This window comes from Phenylobacterium glaciei (genome assembly GCF_016772415.1).
Classification (GTDB): Bacteria; Pseudomonadota; Alphaproteobacteria; order Caulobacterales; family Caulobacteraceae; genus Phenylobacterium; species Phenylobacterium glaciei.
Window position 1 is genome coordinate 229,451 of the sequence record NZ_JAGSGD010000002.1, and the last position, 17,034, is coordinate 246,484.

Here is a 17,034-nt window from a genome sequence, read left to right on the forward strand (position 1 = left end):
CGCGGATGCGAGCGCGTTCGCAAAGCGCGCTCCGGTCGCAGGCGAACGATTTCACCCCCTTGCTCATTCATCAGCGGTTCTCGATAGATAGGCGCTCAAGAGCTTGAAGGAGCCCGCCATGACCGACGTCGTCATCGTTTCGGCCGCCCGCACCCCGGTCGGATCGTTCAATGGGGCGCTCGCCGCCCTTCCGGCGCACGAACTGGGCAAGATCGCCATCCAGGCCGCCATCGAGCGCGCGGGCATCACCGCCGCCGACGTGGAGGAGGTGATCATGGGCCAGGTGCTGCAGGCCGGCGCCGGCCAAGGCCCCGCCCGCCAGGCCTCCATCAACGCCGGGATCCCGCAGGAAAGCCCGGCCTGGAGCCTCAACCAGCTGTGCGGTTCGGGCCTGCGGGCGGTGGCGCTGGGCGCCCAGCAGATCGCCGACGGCTCGGCCGGCATCGTCATCGCCGGCGGCCAGGAGAGCATGAGCCAGTCGCCCCACGCCTCGCAGCTGCGCAACGGCACCAAGATGGGCGACACCACCTTCGTCGACACCATGATCAAGGACGGCCTGCTGGACGCCTTCCACGGCTACCACATGGGCCAGACCGCCGAGAACATCGCCTCGCGCTGGCAGATCACCCGGGGCGAGCAGGACGAGTTCGCCGTCGCCAGCCAGAACAAGGCCGAAGCCGCCCAGAAGGCCGGCAAGTTCGTGGGCGAGATCGCGCCGGTCACCATCAAGGGCCGCAAGGGCGACACCATCGTCGACCAGGACGAATACATCCGCCACGGCGCCACCCTGGAAAGCGTCGCGGGGCTGCGCCCGGCCTTCAACAAGGAAGGCTCTGTGACCGCCGCCAACGCCTCTGGCCTCAATGACGGCGCCGCGGCCCTGGTGCTGATGAGCGCCGACGAAGCCAAGAAGCGCGGCCTCAAGCCCTTGGCCCGTATCGCCTCCTGGGCCTCGGCGGGCGTCGATCCGGAGATCATGGGCACCGGCCCGATCCCCGCCAGCCGCAAGGCCCTGGAAAAGGCCGGCTGGTCGGTGGGCGACCTCGACCTCATCGAGTCCAACGAGGCCTTCGCCGCCCAGTCGATCTGCGTGGTCCGCGACCTCGGCCTCGACCCGGCCAAGGTCAACGTCAACGGCGGCGCCATCGCCATCGGCCATCCGATCGGCGCCTCGGGCGCCCGCATCCTGACCACCCTGCTGCACGAGATGAAGCGTTCCGGAGCCAAGAAGGGCCTGGCGACACTGTGCGTCGGCGGCGGGATGGGCGTGGCGATGTGCGTCGAGCAAGTCTAGCCGCGCAGTAGAGTCAGCGTCGGAGCAACCGGCGCGGGAACGGGTTTTAGGGAGAGACGGGAATGGCGAGAGTCGCATTCGTCACGGGCGGGACCCGTGGCATCGGCCGGGCGATCTGTGAACGCCTGAAGGCCGACGGCATGAGCGTCGCGGCCGGCTACTCCGGCAATGAGGAAGCCGCCGCCGCCTGCGCCAAGGAGTTGGGCGTCATGGTGGTGAAGGGCAATGTCGGCAACTTCGAGGATTGCGAGCGGGCGGTGAACGTGGTGATGGCCGAGCTCGGCCCCATCGATGTGCTGGTCAACAACGCCGGCATCACCCGCGACGGGGTCTTCCACAAGATGAAGCCCGAGCAGTGGTCCGAGGTCATCCGGGTCAATATGGATAGCGTCTTCAACATGACCCGCCACGTGATCGAGGGCATGCGCGAGCGCGAGTGGGGCCGGATCATCAACATCTCGTCGATCAACGGTCAGAAGGGCCAGATGGGCCAGACCAACTACTCCGCCGCCAAGGCCGGCGTGATCGGCTTCACCAAGGCGCTCGCCCTGGAGAACGCCCGCAAGGGGGTCACCGTCAACTGCATCGCGCCCGGCTATATCGACACCGAGATGGTGCAGGCTGTGCCGGAGAACGTGCTGGCCTCGATCATCAGCCAGATCCCGGTGGGCCGGCTCGGCAAGGGCGAGGAGATCGCCGACATGGTGGCCTTCCTGGCCGGCGAGCATGCGGGCTACGTCACCGGCTCGACCCTGTCGCTGAACGGCGGCCAGTACATGGCGGGGTAGGGCGCCAGCGCCACACCTTACCGATCAAGGCGTTCGGAGCTTGAGCGTAGGCCTATTGGCGTCCAAAAAGCGCCCCAGTCGTCGAGCATCACACCTACCTGATGAGAAGCGAAACCCCGGCGCCTGCGTGCAAGCTCGCCTTCGTCATGGCCCTGGCCATGACGGGGCTGTTCGCTGCGCCGGCCTGGGCCGGGCCGGACAATCTGCGGGAGAGCCTGTTCGGACAGCACCCGGCGGCGGGGCGTAGCCAGTCCCCGCCCGTCGCCCGCTATGTCAGCCAGGAGGGCGACGTCTTCGTCCTCGACCGCAGCCAGAACCGGCCGCTGCTGAAGTTCCAGGACAGCCCCGAGGTCTGGGCGCTGAAGCCCCAGCCCGCCCCGCGCGGCGACATCATCTACAAGAACGACCTGGGCGAGCCGGTGCTGCGCGCCACCCGGCTGGGCGGCCTGACCCTGTTCACGCCGGACCGGCCCGGCGGCACGGCCGCGGCCCTGGCCGGGGGCGGTCCGGCCCTGCGGCTGCCGGTCCTTGGCCCCCAGCAGCTGCTGGAGCGCCTGGCCCAGGCCAGCGCCCGGGCGACCCGGGCGGCGCGGCGGCTGATCCCCTTCGAGGCCGACGCCTCGCCGGCCTCCTCGGCCCTGGTGGCCGACGCCGCCCTGGTGACGTCGGAGGCGGTGATCCGCATGTCCAAGCGGCCCGGCGGCCTGGCCCTCATCGCCCGCTTCAGCAAGGTCAAGCTGGTGGAGGGCCACAAGCCCGGCGCCAGCGTCCAGCAGGGGGTCATGCGCATCACCATCACCCCCGACGATGGGCTGGCCGGGCGCCCCTCCTCCGACCGGATCATGGCGGCGGCCGGCGGTCGCTGACGTGGTGGCGGCGGCGGATGGAAGAGGTGGCCCTTCAGAGGCCGTCAGGCGCCGACCAACCCCTGTTTCATAAGGACCTCGGCCGACCGACATTGGCCAACAGGTGACCGTTGAGGTCCCACGCTATCCCTTGAAGCTGTCCTTGGCCGCGCGCACCGCGCCGAAGGCCTCGTGCGGCGCCATGCCGGGGTTCAGGACCGGGGCGCGCAGGAAGGGGTTGGTGGCCTTCTCCAGGCCGATGGTGGTGGGGACGGTCCACTCGCCCCGCGCCCGGGCCGCGAAGATGGCGTCGGTGCGGGCCTTCAGGTCCGGGCTTGCGTCCACCGACAGCGCGAAGAGGGCGTTTGAGGCGGTATATTCGTGGGCGCAGTAGACGGCGGTGTCGTCGGGCAGGGCGGTCAGCCGCGAGAGGCTGTCCCACATCTGCGCCGCCGTGCCCTCGAACAGCCGGCCGCAGCCAAGCGCGAACAGGGTGTCGCCGACGAAAGCCACATGGTCGGCCGCGTCATAGAAGGCGATGTGGCCCAGCGTGTGGCCGCCGGACTCGATCACCTCGAAGGTGGTCTCCCCCAGCTTCACGCGGTCGCCCCCGGCCACCTTGCGGTCGACGGGGGACAGCCGCTCCACCTCGGCGGGCCCCACGACCGTGGCGCCGGTGGCCGCCTGGATCGCCGCATTGCCGCCGGCGTGATCGGGGTGCCAGTGGGTGTTGAGGATCAGATCGAGCTTCCAGCCCAGCTTGGCCAGCTCGGCCAGGATGGCGGCGGCGTCCGGGGTGTCGATGCAGGCGGCCAGGCCGGTGGCGTCGTCGCGCACCAGGAAGCCGTAATTGTCCGACAGGCAGGGGAACTGGTGGATGGTGACCGACATGGGCTTTCCTCCTGAAGGGACCCTGCGGATTTAGGTTGGGGGTCGCGATAAGTCGAGGGCCGCCCTAAGTTCAGGCCATGCGCCGCGACGTCCTCGAGCTCCGCCAGTTCTACGCCTCCAAGCTGGGGCGGGCGGCGCGCGAGATGACGGCGCGCAAGGTGCTGGAGACCTGGGGCGACGGCCATGGCCTGGATATCCTCGGCCTCGGCTACGCCACGCCGTTCCTGGGATCCCTGCGGCCCACGGCGCGCCGGGTGGTGGCGGCCATGCCGGCCCAGCAGGGGGTGGAGGTCTGGCCGGCGGGCGAGCGCAATCTCGCAGCCCTGACCGCCGAGGACGCCCTGCCGTTCCAGAACGCCTTCTTCGACCGCATCCTGGCGGTCCACGCCCTGGAGGAGAGCCCCGACCCAGTGGGCCTGCTGCGGGAGGTCTGGCGGGTGCTGTCGCCCTCCGGCCGGGTGATCGTGGTGACAGCCGCGCGCAACGGCCTGTGGGCCAACGCCGAGGCCACTCCCTTCGGCCACGGCCGCCCCTATACGCGCAGCCAGCTGGCCGAACTGCTGCGCGAGGCCGAGCTGGAGCCGTCGGGCTGGACGCGGGCCCTCTATGTGCCGCCGATCCCCTGGATGGCCGGCTGGGCCGAGGGGTTCGAACAGGCGGGCTCGCGGCTGTGGCCGGGGTTTGCCGGCCTGGTGCTGATGGAGGCGGTGAAACAGACCTTCGCCGTCAAGCCCCGCGCCCACCGCGCCCGGGTCCGCGTGGCGGTCCCGGCGCTCAATCCCCTGCCGGCCGGCAGGGCGCCTGTTTCGCGGGCCCACGGCAAACTGATTAGGGTCCCCCTTGGAGCGGGCCGCGGTTCGCCCTAGCTTGGGGTCCAGCGGTCGCCCTGAGACGGCCCAGCCGGAGTTCCGCCCATGAAAATGATCGTCGCGATCATCAAGCCCAGCCGCCTCGACGCGGTGCTGGACGCCGTCACCGAGGCCGGCGCCTCGGGCCTGACCGTCACCGAGGTGCGCGGCTACGGCCGCCAGCGGGGCAAGACCGAGGTCTATCGCGGCGCCGAGTACGAGGTGAAGCTGCTGCCCAAGGTCAAGCTGGAGATCGCCGTCCCCGACGACATCGCCGAGCGCGTCATCGAGGCCGTCTCCCGCACCGCCAACACCGGCAAGATCGGCGACGGCAAGGTCTTCGTGCTGGACCTGGAACAGGCCCTGCGCATCCGCACCGGCGATAGGGACGCGGCGGCGATCGCGGGGTGATCCAACGTCCTTCTCCCCTTGCGGGAGAAGGTGGCCCTGCGGAGCAGGGTCGGATGAGGGGTCGCACGCCCCGACGGGTCGTCGTCAATTCTGTTCCGCCGCGCCGGTGTCACGGCGGGAAGACTAGGAACCCCACGAACGGCTGGCCACTCCCGAGGCCTCGCCGATTTCACGCCGTGTCACCGCAAGTCCGAGGGCGCGGTCATCGCAATTCGCGTTAGCGATCAGCTTGTCTCCGGCCGCCATTCGCGGCCAATAGGGTGGCATGAGCCGGAAGTTCTTCGCACCCAGGCCCTCTGTCGCGAACCCCCGAGCCGTCCTCCTGGGGGAGGTCTTGGCGTTCGCGAGATCGGCGTCGGCCTGCCCCGGCGTCCTCCGCATCGCGCTTGTCGGCTCCCTCGCCACCTGCAAGCCTGTCCCCAAGGATGCCGACGTCCTTGTCACCCTTGAGGACGCCGCCGAGTTGGGACCGGTGGCCCGCGCTGGGCGGCGCCTGAAGGGCAAGGCCGGGAGCATCAATCTGGGCGCCGACATCTTCCTTTGCCGGCCGGACGGTCGCTACATCGGCCGTATCTGTGGCTTTCGAGAATGCCATCTGCGGGTGGCCTGCCATGCCCGCACCTGCGGAGGGCGCGACCACCTTTGCGATGACCTCGATATCCTGACCCTTCCACCAGACCTCACCCTGGCGCCGCCCCTAGTGCTTTGGCCACGGCTTGAACGGCGCACCGTGCTGCCCGACGATGTCGAGCGGCTGCTGGTGGCGCCGCTGGCTACAGGATAATTTTGCAATTGATATCATGTCACCTAATCCACATAGGCCTCGGCCAGACGACGGGGGCCCGCCGGCGCTTGCGCGTCGACGGACGACCAAGGCGTCAGGGCCAGGAGGGCGGTGGCGAACAAGGCGCGGTGCATCCCCGACCCTGGCAGGCGACGCGCGGCTCGGCAACGGGTCTCCCTGGCCGAGGCGAGGGGTCAGGGGACCGGGGTCATGGACTCAGCCTCGACCGCGACGGCGGCGGCCTCAAGGGCGCATCCGTCGGGGCATTCCGAGTGGACACCCTCTAAGGCCTAGCTTGCGCTAAGGCCTAGCTTGAGCCGGCGGCGCGATGCTAGCCTGGGTTGCGCGAGGGGGAGCCATGCCTGAATTCAAAGCGGCGGTGCTGGCGGTCTGCGGACTGGCGTTTTCGCTGCTGTTCGGGGTGATCGCCTTCCGGGTGATCATACCGGCCATCCTCGAGGCGCATTTCGAAGGCGGCACCCTGGTGGCGTCGCTGGCGGGCCTGGCAGTGGCCGGGCTGCTGGTGGCCTTCACCGCCTGGTGGGTGCGGCTGGTCGCGCGGCGGCTGCGGGGCAGTAGCGGCGTCAAGATTGAGGGGAACCATGCCGAACCTGATTGAGGAACGCGAGGAGCGTGAGGCTGAGCGCAAGGCTGCGGCGGCGGAAGCCCGCCAGCAGTGGACCCGGCGCATCAAGTTCTTCGGCGCGGTCGGGGGCCTTGCGCTGTTTCTGCTGGTGTCGGGCTGCACGGTGCTGAGCCACTCCACCACCATCCAGTCGGGCGAGGTGGGGATCCTCAACAAGACCTTCGGCGCAAACGCCGGGGTGCAGCCGACCGAGCTGCGTCCTGGATGGCACTGGCGCGGGATCGGCGAGCAGATCATCAAGTACTCGACCCGCCAGCGCATCTATTCCTTCACCCGCGAGGCCAACAGCGACGGCAAGGAGAACGAGGAGATCGCCTTCGCCGACCAGACCGGCCTGCCGATGACCGCTGACGTGCAACTGACCATCAAGGTGCAGGACAACCGGGCCGCCGAGATCTTCGCCAAGTACCGGCTGAACTTCGATGACCTGATCGACGGTCCGATCCGCAATGACACCCGCTCCTTCCTCTCCCGCGAGACCGAGAAGGTGCCGGTGTCCTGCAACCTCAATCAGCCCAGCGCCGCGCCCGGCGGCGCGCCGACCCCCGCGCCTTCGGAGTGCACGGGGTCGCTGATGGGCGCCGGGCGCCAGGCGGTGCTGCAGAAGGCCTTCGCGCCGCTGCGGGCCAAGTGGGCCGCCGAGGGGGTGGAGATCTCCGACCTGCAGTGGGTGGGGACCATCCGCTATCCCGACGCCATCACCAACGCCATCAAGGCGCGCACCGAGACCGAGCAGCGGACCCTGGCGGCGCAGCAGCGGAAGGCCGAGGCCGAGGCCAACGCCGCCGCCCAGATCGAGACGGCGCGCGGCATCGCCGAAAGCACGCGGCTGCGGGGGGAGGCGCTGCGGGCCAATCCGGAGATCATCGAGCAGATCTACGCCGAGCGCTCGCAGGGCCTGTGCCCGCCCAAGGCCACCACCTGCATCCTGGGCCAGGGCGCGTGGGGTCTGGTGCCGACGGCGCCGAGGTGAGGGGTTTAAGGTGACTGCGGACAAATCGTCCGGACCCGCGTCTGGACCGTCCGCGCGCGCAGGGCGCTGTCGCCGCAATCCCGGATGACGTGCAATTGATAACGCGTCACCGTAATCCGGCGATCGGGATGCGGCGGCGATCGCGGGGTAGGCCTCCACCGCTCATCCCGGCGAAGGCCGGGACCCAGGTGAAATCCACGTCGCGAAGCCGCAACTCGACCGTCGATGACCTCTAGCCGCTCGGGATGAATCTGGGTCCCGGCCTGCGCCGGGATGAGCGGATAGGGTGGATTCCCTGCTCATGCCAGGCTCAATTTGAGCAATTTATAACGCGTCACCGTAATTTTTGAATAGAAGCCAGCCCGGCTCTGATCTGGGGAATGGCGCTGCTGTCCTCGTATTTCCGTAGCTAAGCAAATGACGAGGTTTGGAACCTGACGGACGGGCCTCCGTTGGCTGGAGATCATTAGCGCCGTGCAGACAGCGGCTCGCCCCGGGAAACATCCATGGTCCGCTCTTCCGCCGCCTTCGCCATGCTCGGCGCCGCTTCCATTCTGGCTCTGACGGGGGCGGGTTGCGCGCCCAAGACCACCGAGGCGGTCCCCGCCACGCCCCTGGCCGCCGCGGCGCCCACCGCCGACGCCGACATGCAGGCTGTGCTCGACCAGTTGGCGGCGCTGGGCGGCAAGCCCATCGAGACCCTCGAACCGGCGGAAGCCCGCAAGCAGCCGACGCCCGCCGACGCGGTCAAGGCGCTCATGATCAAGCAGGGCATGAGCACCGCCGCCGACCCCGCCGTCACCACCAAGGATGTGACCTACCCGGCGGGCGCGGGTCTGCAGAAGGCGCGCGTCTACAGGCCCACCGGCGCCAAGGGTCCGCTGCCCGTGGTTCTCTACATTCACGGCGGCGGCTGGGTGATCGCCGACATCGACGTCTATGACGCCGGTCCCCGCGCCCTGGCCAAGCTGGCCAACGCGATCGTGGTCTCCATCGAATACCGCCATGCGCCGGAAGCCAAATTCCCGGCCGCCCACGATGACGCCAACGCCGCCTATCAGTGGGTCGTCGCCAACGCCGCAAAGTGGGGCGGTGATCCTAAGAAGCTGGCCATCGTGGGCGAAAGCGCCGGCGGCAACATGGCGATGACGGTCGCCATGACCGCGCGCGACAAGGGCTGGCCCAAGCCGCTGGCTGTCGTGGCCGTCTATCCAGTGGCCGACACCTCCATGGAGACCGCCTCGAAAAAAGCCTTCACCGCGGCCAAGCCGCTGAACACCCCGATGCTGGCCTGGTTCTTCAAGCACACCCTGACCTCGAGCGATCAGGCGAGCGATTCGCGCCTCAACCTGGTGTCGGCCAAGCTCGACGGCCTGCCGCCGACCACGATTATCCTGGCGGAAATCGACCCGTTGCATGATGACGGCGCGCACCTCGCTGACAGACTGAAGGCCGCCGGCGTGACCGTCGACGTGAAGGAATACGCCGGCGTCACCCACGAATTCTTTGGAATGGGTTCGGTGGTCGCCGACGCCAAGGCGGCGGAGACCTACGCGGCCGACAAACTCAAGGCCGCCTTCGGTCTGTCCCCCGCATGACCTGACGTCGCCCGCTGGCGATCGTCGGAGACGGCCAGGCGCCCGTGGGAATAGGCCTCGCACAGGCGCTCGGCCGCGGTTTCGGCGTCGGCGAAGGTGACAGCGCCTGGACGGCGTGGCGCAGGCGGGGCGCGTGGGTCAGGCTCCAGCCTCGCCCCACGGGGCGCCGTTCGCAAGGGTGCAGAGGGAACCCCCCGTCGCCCCGGCGCTTGTGGGTTCACCAATGAGGTGACCCATGAAACTCCGCGCCCAGCCGATCAATTGCACCCTGAAAGGGGACGCCACCAAGGCGAGCTCGACCGACGCCATGATCGCCCTGCTGGCGAAAGAGTTTGGAGCCCTTGAGGTCGAGGTCGCCGATCCGATCCGGATCGCGGCGCTGAACATCGCGCCCGGGGTCAGTTCGGACGAGGGCGACGGGGATGAATGGCCCGGCGTGCGGACGAAGATCCTCGCCGCTGACATCCTGATCTTTGGCACACCGATCTGGATGGGGCAGCCGTCCAGCGTCGCCAAGCGGGTGCTGGAGCGGATGGACGCCTTCCTGGGCGAGACCGACAAGCAGGGACGGATGCCCTCCTATTCCAAGGTCGCGGTGGTGGCCATTGTCGGCAATGAGGACGGGGCGCACCACAGCTTCGCCGAGATCGCCCAGAGCCTGAACGACACCGGCTGGACCCTGCCGGCGGTGGCCGGCTGCTACTGGGTCGGGGAGGCCATGGGCTCGGTGGACTTCAAGGACCTGAAGGCCACTCCCAAGAAGGTCGCACAGACCGCCAGGATGGTGGCCGGCAACGCCGCCCATCTGGCGGGCCTGCTCAAGGCCAAGCCCTATCCGGGCTAGGGCCCCTCAGCCAGAGATCATGGGCCTTCCAGCGCCGTGATCATCGCCACCCGGGGGGCATGGCGGCCGCCGTCGAAGGGGGCGGTCAGGAAGGCGTCGACGATATCGAGCGCCAGGCCTTCGCCCACCACCCGCGCGCCCATCGACAGCATGTTGGCGTCGTTGTGCCGGCGGATCATGCGGGCCGAGAAGGTGTCGGCGCAGACGCCGCAGCGGATTCCCTTGATCTTGTTGGCGGCCATCATGATGCCCTGGCCGGTGCCGCACAGGATGACGCCGAACCGGCAATCCCCCGACGCGACACGGCGCGCGGCGGCCGCGCCCTGCGCAGGATAGGGGATGCTCTCGGGGCTCGTCGGTCCGATGTCCACCACCTCCCACCCCAGGGCCGCGATGTGGGCGGCGAGGGTCTGCCGCAGGGCGATGGCGGTGTGGTCGCTGGTCAGGACGATGCGGCGGTTGGCGGTCATGGCGGCGGCGTCCCAAGGCGATCTGGCGGCTCGGCCTGCCGCCTGGGCGGGGGATTACACTGACGGCGGGCGGACAAGAACCCCTTCCGGCCGCGCGGGGCCGGCGCCGCACAGGTGCGCGGGCGGCCAGGAGCGGGTAGAGAACCGCCATGTTGCGGATTTCGGAACTCAAGCTGCCCCTTGACCACGAGGCGGACGCCCTGCCGGCGGCGATCGCCGCGCGGCTGGGGGTCGCTCCGGGCGATATCGTCTCCTGGTCGGTGTGGAAGCGGGCCCACGACGCGCGCAAGAAGGCGGCGATTCTCAAGGTCTATATCGTCGACGTCGAGCTCGCCGACGAGGCGGCGGTGGTGGCGCGGTTGGCTGGCGACCCGCATTTGCGGCCGACGCCAGACACCGGCTACCGGTTCGTGGCCAGGGCGCCGGCCAGCGGCGGCCCGCGGCCTGTGGTGATCGGGGCCGGGCCCTGCGGCCTGTTCGCCGGGCTGATCCTGGCGGAGATGGGATTTCGTCCCATCATCCTGGATCGCGGCAAGTCCGTCCGTGAACGGACGAAAGACACCTGGGGCCTGTGGCGGCGCGGCGAACTGGACCCGGAGTCCAACGTCCAGTTCGGCGAGGGCGGGGCCGGGACCTTCTCCGACGGCAAGCTCTACAGCCAGGTCAAGGACCCGCGCCACCTGGGCCGCAAGGTGCTGACCGAGTTCGTGGAGGCCGGCGCGCCGGCGCAGATCCTCACCGAGGCGCACCCGCACATCGGCACCTTCCGCCTGGTGACCATGGTGGAGGCCATGCGGGCCAAGATCGAGGCCCTGGGCGGGGAGTACCGGTTCGGCCATCAGGTGACCGATGTGGAGATCGAGCCTGCGCCCGGCGGCGGGCGGCGCGTGGCGGGCCTGCGCCTGAAGGGCGGTGAGCGCATCGCCGCCGAGCAGGTGGTGCTGGCGGTGGGCCATTCGTCGCGCGACACCTTCGCGATGCTCCACGACCGCGGCGTCCATATCGAGGCCAAGCCGTTCTCCATCGGCTTCCGCATCGAGCATCCGCAGTCCTGGATCGACAAGGCGCTGTTTGGGCCCTGCGCCGGGCACCCGGACCTGGGGGCGGCCTCCTACTCGCTGTCGCACCACTGCACGAACGGGCGGACGGTCTACAGCTTCTGCATGTGCCCGGGGGGCACGGTGGTGGCGGCGACCTCGGAGCCCGGCCGGGTGGTCACCAACGGCATGAGCCAGTATTCGCGCAACGAGCGGAACGCCAATTCCGGCTTCGTGGTGGGGATCGATCCCGCCGACTATGGCAGCGACCATCCCCTGGCCGGCATCGCCCTGCAGGAGGCGCTGGAGAGCGCGGCCTTCACGGCCGGCGGCGGCGGCTATTTCGCGCCGGGGCAGCGGGTGGGGGACTTCCTGGCCGGGCGGGCGTCAACCGACCTTGGCAGCGTCGAGCCGAGCTACAAGCCGGGTGTACGGGCGACCGACCTGGCCGCCCTGATGCCGGACTATGTGAGCGCGGCGATGCGCGAGGCCCTGCCGGTCTTCGGCCGCAAGATCCCGCGCTATGACGATCCCGACGCCCTGCTGACCGGGGTGGAGACGCGGACCTCCGCGCCGATCCGCATCACCCGGGGGGCGGATTTCCAGAGCCTGACCCTGGCGGGCCTGTTCCCGGCCGGCGAGGGGGCGGGCTATGCCGGCGGCATCCTCTCGGCGGCTATAGACGGCATCAAGGTGGCCGAGGCGGTGGCGCGGGCGATGGTGGGGGAGGCCTGAGCGTCCTAACCCGGTCCCCACTGTTCGGAAACCGCTCTAGGGTCGGTGGGCTCGGTCTTCGCCATCGCCGGAACTCTCGGGCGGCGGAGCGGTTGTAGGTTTGGCCCTTCGAGGCCAGAGTGCATAGGTCGACTCCGCGCCGGAAGGCGGCGGAGCCGCCTGTGACGACGATGCGGCCCAGGACGCGCGTATCGTCGCCCGTATGGTGTTCTAGAGGGGCGCTTATATGACCCACCTCGCCGGAGGACTGCTGGCCCTGGCCGCCGTCCTCGTCTGCATCGCCCGCCACACCGCCGGAAAGCCGCCCCTCTGGCGGTCGAAGGTCGCCTTCGTGGGCTCGGTCCTGTGCCTGATCGCGGGCGGGGTGCTGGTGGCCCTGGACCCCCTGGCGATCGGCGAGACCCCGGTCGTGATCATCGCCGTGCTGTGCCTGTTCGAAGGGGCCATGGCGCTGATAAGCCTGATGGCCGCCGCCGGGCGGCCCCAGCCGCGGTGGCTGTCCTAATCCCTTTTATGTTTGTCGCGTGACGGGCGCCTGAACCGGTACCCACTTCAGGCTGTCCCACGACCCGAGTTTCCCCCCCGGACCCTCATCCCAGACCTCTGGGATCCGGCGCCCCCCAGCCGATGATCCGGACCCTGGCTCACGCCAGGGCGAGCGGGAGGGTTATTTTGGGAAGAGTTCGCCGTTTCCCGCCGGCGCGGCGGCCTCGGCGGCGCCTTTGCGGCTCAGCAGGAAGAGCGCGGTCTCCGATCGCCAGTTCTCCAGCGCCCGGGTCGGGTCGATGGGCCGTGCGGGCTTGCCGGCGTTCAGCGCCGAGCAGGCCTCGATCCGCAGATCCAGGTCGTCACAGAGTGCGGTGAAGTCGTGCAGGGTGCAGAGGTGGATGTTCGGCGTCGACCACCAGGGCTCGGGCAAGGCCTTGGTCTCGGGCATACGGCCCTGGACCATCAGCGACCAGCGCACCCGCCACTGGCCGAAATTGGGGAGCGACACCACCGCCCGGTCGGCGATGCGCAGCAGCTCGTTGAGCACGTGGCGGGGCTCGCGCATCTGCTGCAGGGTCTTGGACAGGATGGCGTAGTCGAAGGCCTGGGTGGGGAAGTGATCGAGGTCGCGGTCGCCGTCACCCTGCACCACCGCCAGGCCGCGGGCCAGGCAGGCCGAGACGCCGGCGCTGGAGATTTCCAGGCCCTGGCCGTCGACGCCCTTTTCCCGGGTCAGCAGCTCCAGCAGCTCGCCCTCGCCGCAGCCGACGTCGAGCACGCGGGAGCCTGGGCGCACCAGGCGCAGGATCTCCTTGAAGTCCTCGCGGGTGGTCTTCACGCCAAACCCCGCTTCTCGGCGGCCGAGGCGAGGAAGCCGCGCAGGGCTGAGTCCAGGTTCGGCTCCTCCAGGAAGATGGCGTCGTGGCCCTTGTCGGTGGTGATCTCGGCAAAGCTGGCGCGGCAGCCGGCGGCGTTCAAAGCCCGCACGATGTCGCGGCTTTCGGCGGTGGCGTAGAGCCAGTCCGAGGAGAAGGACAGCACGCAGAACCGTACGTTTCGGGCCCGCAGGAAGGCGTTAGCCAGCACCCCGCCGTGGCTGGCGGCCAGGTCGAAATAGTCCAGGGCGCGGGTGATGTAGAGATAGGAGTTGGCGTCGAAACGATCGACGAAGCTGGCGCCCTGGTGGCGCAGATAGCTCTCCACCTGGAAGTCGGCGTCGAAGCCCCAGGACAGGCCGTCGCGCTGCAGTTCGCGGCCGAACTTCCGCTGCAGGGCGGTCTCCGAAAGATAGGTGATGTGGGCGGCCATGCGGGCCACGGCCAGGCCCTTTTCCGGTCGCACGCCCTCAAGCTCGTAGGCGCCGCCCCGCCAGTCGGGGTCGGCCATGATCGCCTGGCGGCCCACCTCGTGGAAGGCGATGTTCTGGGCCGAATGGCGGGCGGCGGCGGCCACCACGATGGCCGAGAACAGCCGCTCCGGGTAGTCGGCGGCCCACTGCAGGACCTGCATCCCACCCATGGAGGTGCCGACCACGGAAAACAGGGTTTCGATCCCGAAGGAGGCCACCAACATGGCCTGGGCGCGGACCATGTCGGCGATGGTGATCATCGGAAAGGCCAGGCCATAGGGCTTGCCGGTGGTGGGATCGGGGGAGGCGGGACCGGTGGAGCCCATGCAGCCGCCGATGACATTGGGGCAGATGATGAAGTAGCGCTCGGGGTCCAGCGGCAGGCCCGCTCCCACCACCGTGGTCCACCAGCCGGGCTTGCCGGTCACCGGATGGGTGGAGGCCACATACTGGTCGCCGGTCAGGGCATGGCAGATCAGGACGGCGTTGGACTTGTCGGCGTTCAGCGTCCCGTAGGTGCGGTAGGCCATCTCCAGAGGGGCCAGGACCGCGCCGGAATCCAGGCGCAGCGGACGGTCGGCCGGCGACCTCCAGGTCCCGCCGTCGGTGGGGGTGGCGAGGGGGACTTGGCGCACGTCGCTCATGAGCCCGCTTGGACCGCCAACCTCTTTCGCTGTCAACCGCTTCGCGTCGGCGGCGAGGCCCGCTATGAACCGGGGCGTGATCCCACGCATGGGTGGGGCGACGGAGAGACCATGGACCGGCTGATCCTCCTGCGGCACGGCGAGGCCGAGCGCGACGCCCCGAGCGGCGACGATTTCGACCGCCGGCTGGCCGGGCGCGGGATCGCGGCGTCGGCCGCCATGGGCGAGACCCTGGCCGAGCTGGGCTTTTCGCCCGACCTGGCCCTGGTCTCGGCCGCAGCGCGGACGCGGGACACCTGGGAGGCGGTCTGCAAGGCCTTCCCCAAGGCGCAGGTGCGGTTCGAGGACAGCCTCTATCTCGCCGAGCCCGAACGGGTCCGGGTGCTGGCGGAAGCCGCCGGCGCCACCTGCGGCACGGTGATGGTGGTGGGGCACAATCCGGGCCTGCAGGACCTGGCCGTCCAGATGCTCAAGGCGGGCGGGGCGCCAGCGGCCCTGATCGCCAAGGCCCAGAACGGCTTTCCCACGGCCGCGGCCGCGGTGTTCCTCTTCGACCACGCCGGCCGCCCGTCCTATGACGGCCTGTTCTTCCCGGGGCGGTGATGGGCGGAAGGGCATTCGTTTCCTTCTCCCCTTGCGGGAGAAGGTGGCCGGTCGGAGACCGGTCGGATGAGGGGGCGCACAGACATTTCCGAACAATAACTGCCGTCATCCCGGACGGCCGCCAGGCCGATCCGGGACCCAGGAGCCGGAGCAATCCCCCCTGGGTCCCGGCCCTACGCTTCGCTGCGGCCGGGATGACGTCCGGCTTTTCCGGATGGGCATTTCGACCCCTCATCCGACCCTGCTCCGCAGGGCCACCGTCGAGAGCGAGCCGGGCTACTCAAGCCCGGCTAGGCAGTTCGCCAACGATTTGGCGAACTGCCGCTCTCGACCCCGCAAGGGGAGAAGGACACGCTTTTGCGCATCGGACCTCATGACCCGCATCTATAAGATCCTGACCCGCGCCGAGTGGAGCGCCGCCGAGGCCGCCGGGAGTTTCCTCGGCTCGGCGGTCGACCTGGCCGACGGCTTCATCCACTTCTCCACCGGGGCGCAGGCGGCCGAGACCGGACGGCGCTACTTCAAGGACCTCACGGGCCTGGTGGTGCTGGAGGTGGAGGCCGACGACCTGGGAGGCGACCTGCGTTGGGAGCCCTCGCGGGGCGGGGACCTGTTTCCGCACCTCTACGACGTCCTGACGCCAGCGCAGGTGCGGGCGGTGACCGACGCGCCTCTGGGGCCTGACGGCGTGCCGCTGCTGGGAGACCTCGCGTGATCCACGACCTCGCCGCCCGTGTCCTGCGCGTGCTGGACCCGGAGGACGCCCACGGCGTCACCCTCAAGGGCCTGGAGATGGGCCTGGGTCCGCGCGCGGGCCGCGACGACCCGATCCTGGCCACCACTTTGGCGGGGCTGGCCCTGCCCAACTGCGTGGGCCTGGCGCCCGGCTTCGACAAGAACGCCCAGGTGTTCGGGCCGATGCTGGCGGCGGGATTCGGCTTTGTGGAGTGCGGCACGGTCACGCCGCTGCCCCAGGCCGGCAATCCGCGCCCGCGTCTCTTCCGGCTGACGGAAGACCAGGGCGTCATCAACCGCATGGGCTTCAACAATCAGGGGCTGGAGCCCTTCGCCGCGCGGCTGGGCAAGCGTGGCCCTGGGGTGATCGGGGCCAATATCGGCGCCAACAAGGATGCTGAGGATCGGATCGGCGACTACGTCACCGGCCTGACGCGGCTGTGGGGCCTGGCGTCGTACTTCACCATCAACATCTCCTCGCCCAACACGCCGGGCCTACGCGCCCTGCAGACCAAGGCGGCGCTCGAGGAGCTGCTTGGCCGCTTGGCCGAGACCCGCGACCGGCTCCCCGCTGAGGGCAAGGTTCCCATGTTCCTCAAGGTCGCGCCCGACCTGGAGGCCGGCGAGGTCGAGGCCATCGTCGAGACGGTGATCGCCAATGGCTTGAACGGGATCATCGTCTCCAACACCACCATCGGCCGACCGGACCTGCGCTCAAGCCATGCGGGGGAGACGGGCGGGCTGTCGGGCGCGCCGCTGAAGGCTCTGGCCCAGCAGATGATGGGGGAGTTCCATGCCGCCACGGCGGGCCGGGTGGCGCTGATCGGCGCGGGCGGGATCGCCTCGGGCGCCGACGCCTATGCGCGCATCCGGGCGGGGGCCTGCGCGGTGCAGCTCTACTCCGCCATGGTGTTCGGTGGGCCGGGCCTGGTGCAGCGGATCAAGGCCGACCTGGCCCAGCGCCTGCGGGCCGACGGCTTTGCAAATGTCGCCGCCGCCGTGGGGGCAAACCGATAGATTCCCCTGTGACGCGAACAGACGTCGCGTTGCC

The 17,034-nt window shown here is 69.6% G+C and carries 19 protein-coding genes; 15 read left to right on the forward strand and 4 right to left on the reverse strand.

Annotation, left to right across the window (positions count from 1 at the left end; all coding sequences use genetic code 11):
* Positions 1–118 precede the first annotated feature (118 nt).
* The 3 genes from JKL49_RS19955 to JKL49_RS19965 all read left to right on the forward strand — a co-directional run bounded on the left by JKL49_RS19955 (position 119) and on the right by JKL49_RS19965 (position 2,948).
* Positions 119–1,294 carry an acetyl-CoA C-acetyltransferase gene (locus JKL49_RS19955; RefSeq protein ID WP_215343186.1) on the forward strand — a complete coding sequence of 392 codons (1,176 nt, stop codon included), beginning with the start codon at positions 119–121 and terminating at the stop codon, positions 1,292–1,294.
* A 62-nt stretch (positions 1,295–1,356) separates the two neighbouring features.
* A complete protein-coding gene (phbB, locus tag JKL49_RS19960; RefSeq protein ID WP_215343187.1) occupies positions 1,357–2,082 on the forward strand; it encodes an acetoacetyl-CoA reductase in 726 nt (241 codons plus the stop codon).
* Between the two features lie 101 nt (positions 2,083–2,183).
* Positions 2,184–2,948, forward strand: coding sequence for a DUF4908 domain-containing protein (locus JKL49_RS19965; protein ID WP_215343188.1), 765 nt, complete (start codon positions 2,184–2,186; stop codon positions 2,946–2,948).
* 123 nt (positions 2,949–3,071) lie between these two features.
* Here JKL49_RS19965 and gloB read toward each other — a convergent pair whose 3' ends face one another.
* Positions 3,072–3,818: a hydroxyacylglutathione hydrolase gene (gloB, locus tag JKL49_RS19970; RefSeq protein WP_215343189.1), complete on the reverse strand. Its 747-nt coding sequence runs from the start codon at positions 3,816–3,818 to the stop codon at positions 3,072–3,074.
* Between the two features lie 77 nt (positions 3,819–3,895).
* On the opposite strand from gloB, the gene JKL49_RS19975 reads away from it, so the two are divergent.
* The 7 genes from JKL49_RS19975 (at position 3,896) to JKL49_RS20005 (ending at position 9,922) form a co-directional block, all read left to right on the forward strand.
* On the forward strand, positions 3,896–4,684 hold the full coding sequence (locus JKL49_RS19975; RefSeq protein ID WP_215343190.1) for a class I SAM-dependent methyltransferase: 789 nt from the start codon (positions 3,896–3,898) through the stop codon (positions 4,682–4,684).
* Positions 4,685–4,732: 48 nt separating this feature from the next.
* Positions 4,733–5,077: a P-II family nitrogen regulator gene (locus JKL49_RS19980; protein ID WP_215343191.1), complete on the forward strand. Its 345-nt coding sequence runs from the start codon at positions 4,733–4,735 to the stop codon at positions 5,075–5,077.
* 334 nt (positions 5,078–5,411) lie between these two features.
* Positions 5,412–5,861 carry a hypothetical protein gene (locus JKL49_RS19985; RefSeq protein ID WP_249778355.1) on the forward strand — a complete coding sequence of 150 codons (450 nt, stop codon included), beginning with the start codon at positions 5,412–5,414 and terminating at the stop codon, positions 5,859–5,861.
* A gap of 358 nt (positions 5,862–6,219) precedes the next feature.
* The gene (locus JKL49_RS19990; RefSeq protein ID WP_215343193.1) at positions 6,220–6,480 is read left to right on the forward strand and encodes a hypothetical protein; all 261 of its coding nucleotides are present in this window, start codon (positions 6,220–6,222) and stop codon (positions 6,478–6,480) included.
* Positions 6,464–7,480, forward strand: a complete 1,017-nt coding sequence (locus JKL49_RS19995; protein ID WP_215343194.1) for an SPFH domain-containing protein — start codon at positions 6,464–6,466, stop codon at positions 7,478–7,480. The genes JKL49_RS19990 and JKL49_RS19995 overlap by 17 nt, the downstream gene beginning before the upstream one ends.
* Before the next feature lie 506 nt (positions 7,481–7,986).
* Positions 7,987–9,078, forward strand: coding sequence for an alpha/beta hydrolase (locus JKL49_RS20000; RefSeq protein ID WP_249778356.1), 1,092 nt, complete (start codon positions 7,987–7,989; stop codon positions 9,076–9,078).
* 235 nt (positions 9,079–9,313) lie between these two features.
* A complete protein-coding gene (locus JKL49_RS20005; RefSeq protein WP_215343195.1) occupies positions 9,314–9,922 on the forward strand; it encodes a flavodoxin family protein in 609 nt (202 codons plus the stop codon).
* Positions 9,923–9,939: 17 nt separating this feature from the next.
* On the opposite strand, the gene rpiB is transcribed toward JKL49_RS20005, so the two are convergent.
* Entirely contained in the window at positions 9,940–10,392 is a 453-nt protein-coding gene (rpiB, locus tag JKL49_RS20010) for a ribose 5-phosphate isomerase B (protein ID WP_215343196.1), read from the reverse strand.
* Positions 10,393–10,541: 149 nt separating this feature from the next.
* On the opposite strand from rpiB, the gene JKL49_RS20015 reads away from it, so the two are divergent.
* Together JKL49_RS20015 and JKL49_RS20020 are read left to right on the forward strand one after the other, a co-directional pair.
* The gene (locus JKL49_RS20015; protein WP_215343197.1) at positions 10,542–12,164 is read left to right on the forward strand and encodes an NAD(P)/FAD-dependent oxidoreductase; all 1,623 of its coding nucleotides are present in this window, start codon (positions 10,542–10,544) and stop codon (positions 12,162–12,164) included.
* A gap of 226 nt (positions 12,165–12,390) precedes the next feature.
* On the forward strand, positions 12,391–12,669 hold the full coding sequence (locus tag JKL49_RS20020) for a hypothetical protein (protein ID WP_215343198.1): 279 nt from the start codon (positions 12,391–12,393) through the stop codon (positions 12,667–12,669).
* A 162-nt stretch (positions 12,670–12,831) separates the two neighbouring features.
* Here JKL49_RS20020 and metW read toward each other — a convergent pair whose 3' ends face one another.
* Positions 12,832–13,491, reverse strand: a complete 660-nt coding sequence (metW, locus tag JKL49_RS20025; RefSeq protein ID WP_215343199.1) for a methionine biosynthesis protein MetW — start codon at positions 13,489–13,491, stop codon at positions 12,832–12,834.
* Positions 13,488–14,645, reverse strand: a complete 1,158-nt coding sequence (gene metX, locus JKL49_RS20030; RefSeq protein WP_215343200.1) for a homoserine O-acetyltransferase MetX — start codon at positions 14,643–14,645, stop codon at positions 13,488–13,490. The genes metW and metX overlap by 4 nt, the downstream gene beginning before the upstream one ends.
* 111 nt (positions 14,646–14,756) lie before the next feature.
* On the opposite strand from metX, the gene JKL49_RS20035 reads away from it, so the two are divergent.
* The 3 genes from JKL49_RS20035 to JKL49_RS20045 all read left to right on the forward strand — a co-directional run bounded on the left by JKL49_RS20035 (position 14,757) and on the right by JKL49_RS20045 (position 17,000).
* On the forward strand, positions 14,757–15,248 hold the full coding sequence (locus JKL49_RS20035; RefSeq protein ID WP_215343201.1) for a SixA phosphatase family protein: 492 nt from the start codon (positions 14,757–14,759) through the stop codon (positions 15,246–15,248).
* 373 nt (positions 15,249–15,621) lie between these two features.
* Complete coding sequence (locus tag JKL49_RS20040) at positions 15,622–15,963, forward strand: DUF952 domain-containing protein (protein WP_215343202.1); 342 nt, start codon at positions 15,622–15,624, stop codon at positions 15,961–15,963.
* Positions 15,960–17,000 carry a quinone-dependent dihydroorotate dehydrogenase gene (locus JKL49_RS20045; RefSeq protein WP_347340429.1) on the forward strand — a complete coding sequence of 347 codons (1,041 nt, stop codon included), beginning with the start codon at positions 15,960–15,962 and terminating at the stop codon, positions 16,998–17,000. Before JKL49_RS20040 ends, JKL49_RS20045 begins: the two co-directional genes overlap by 4 nt.
* Positions 17,001–17,034: the final 34 nt, after the last annotated feature.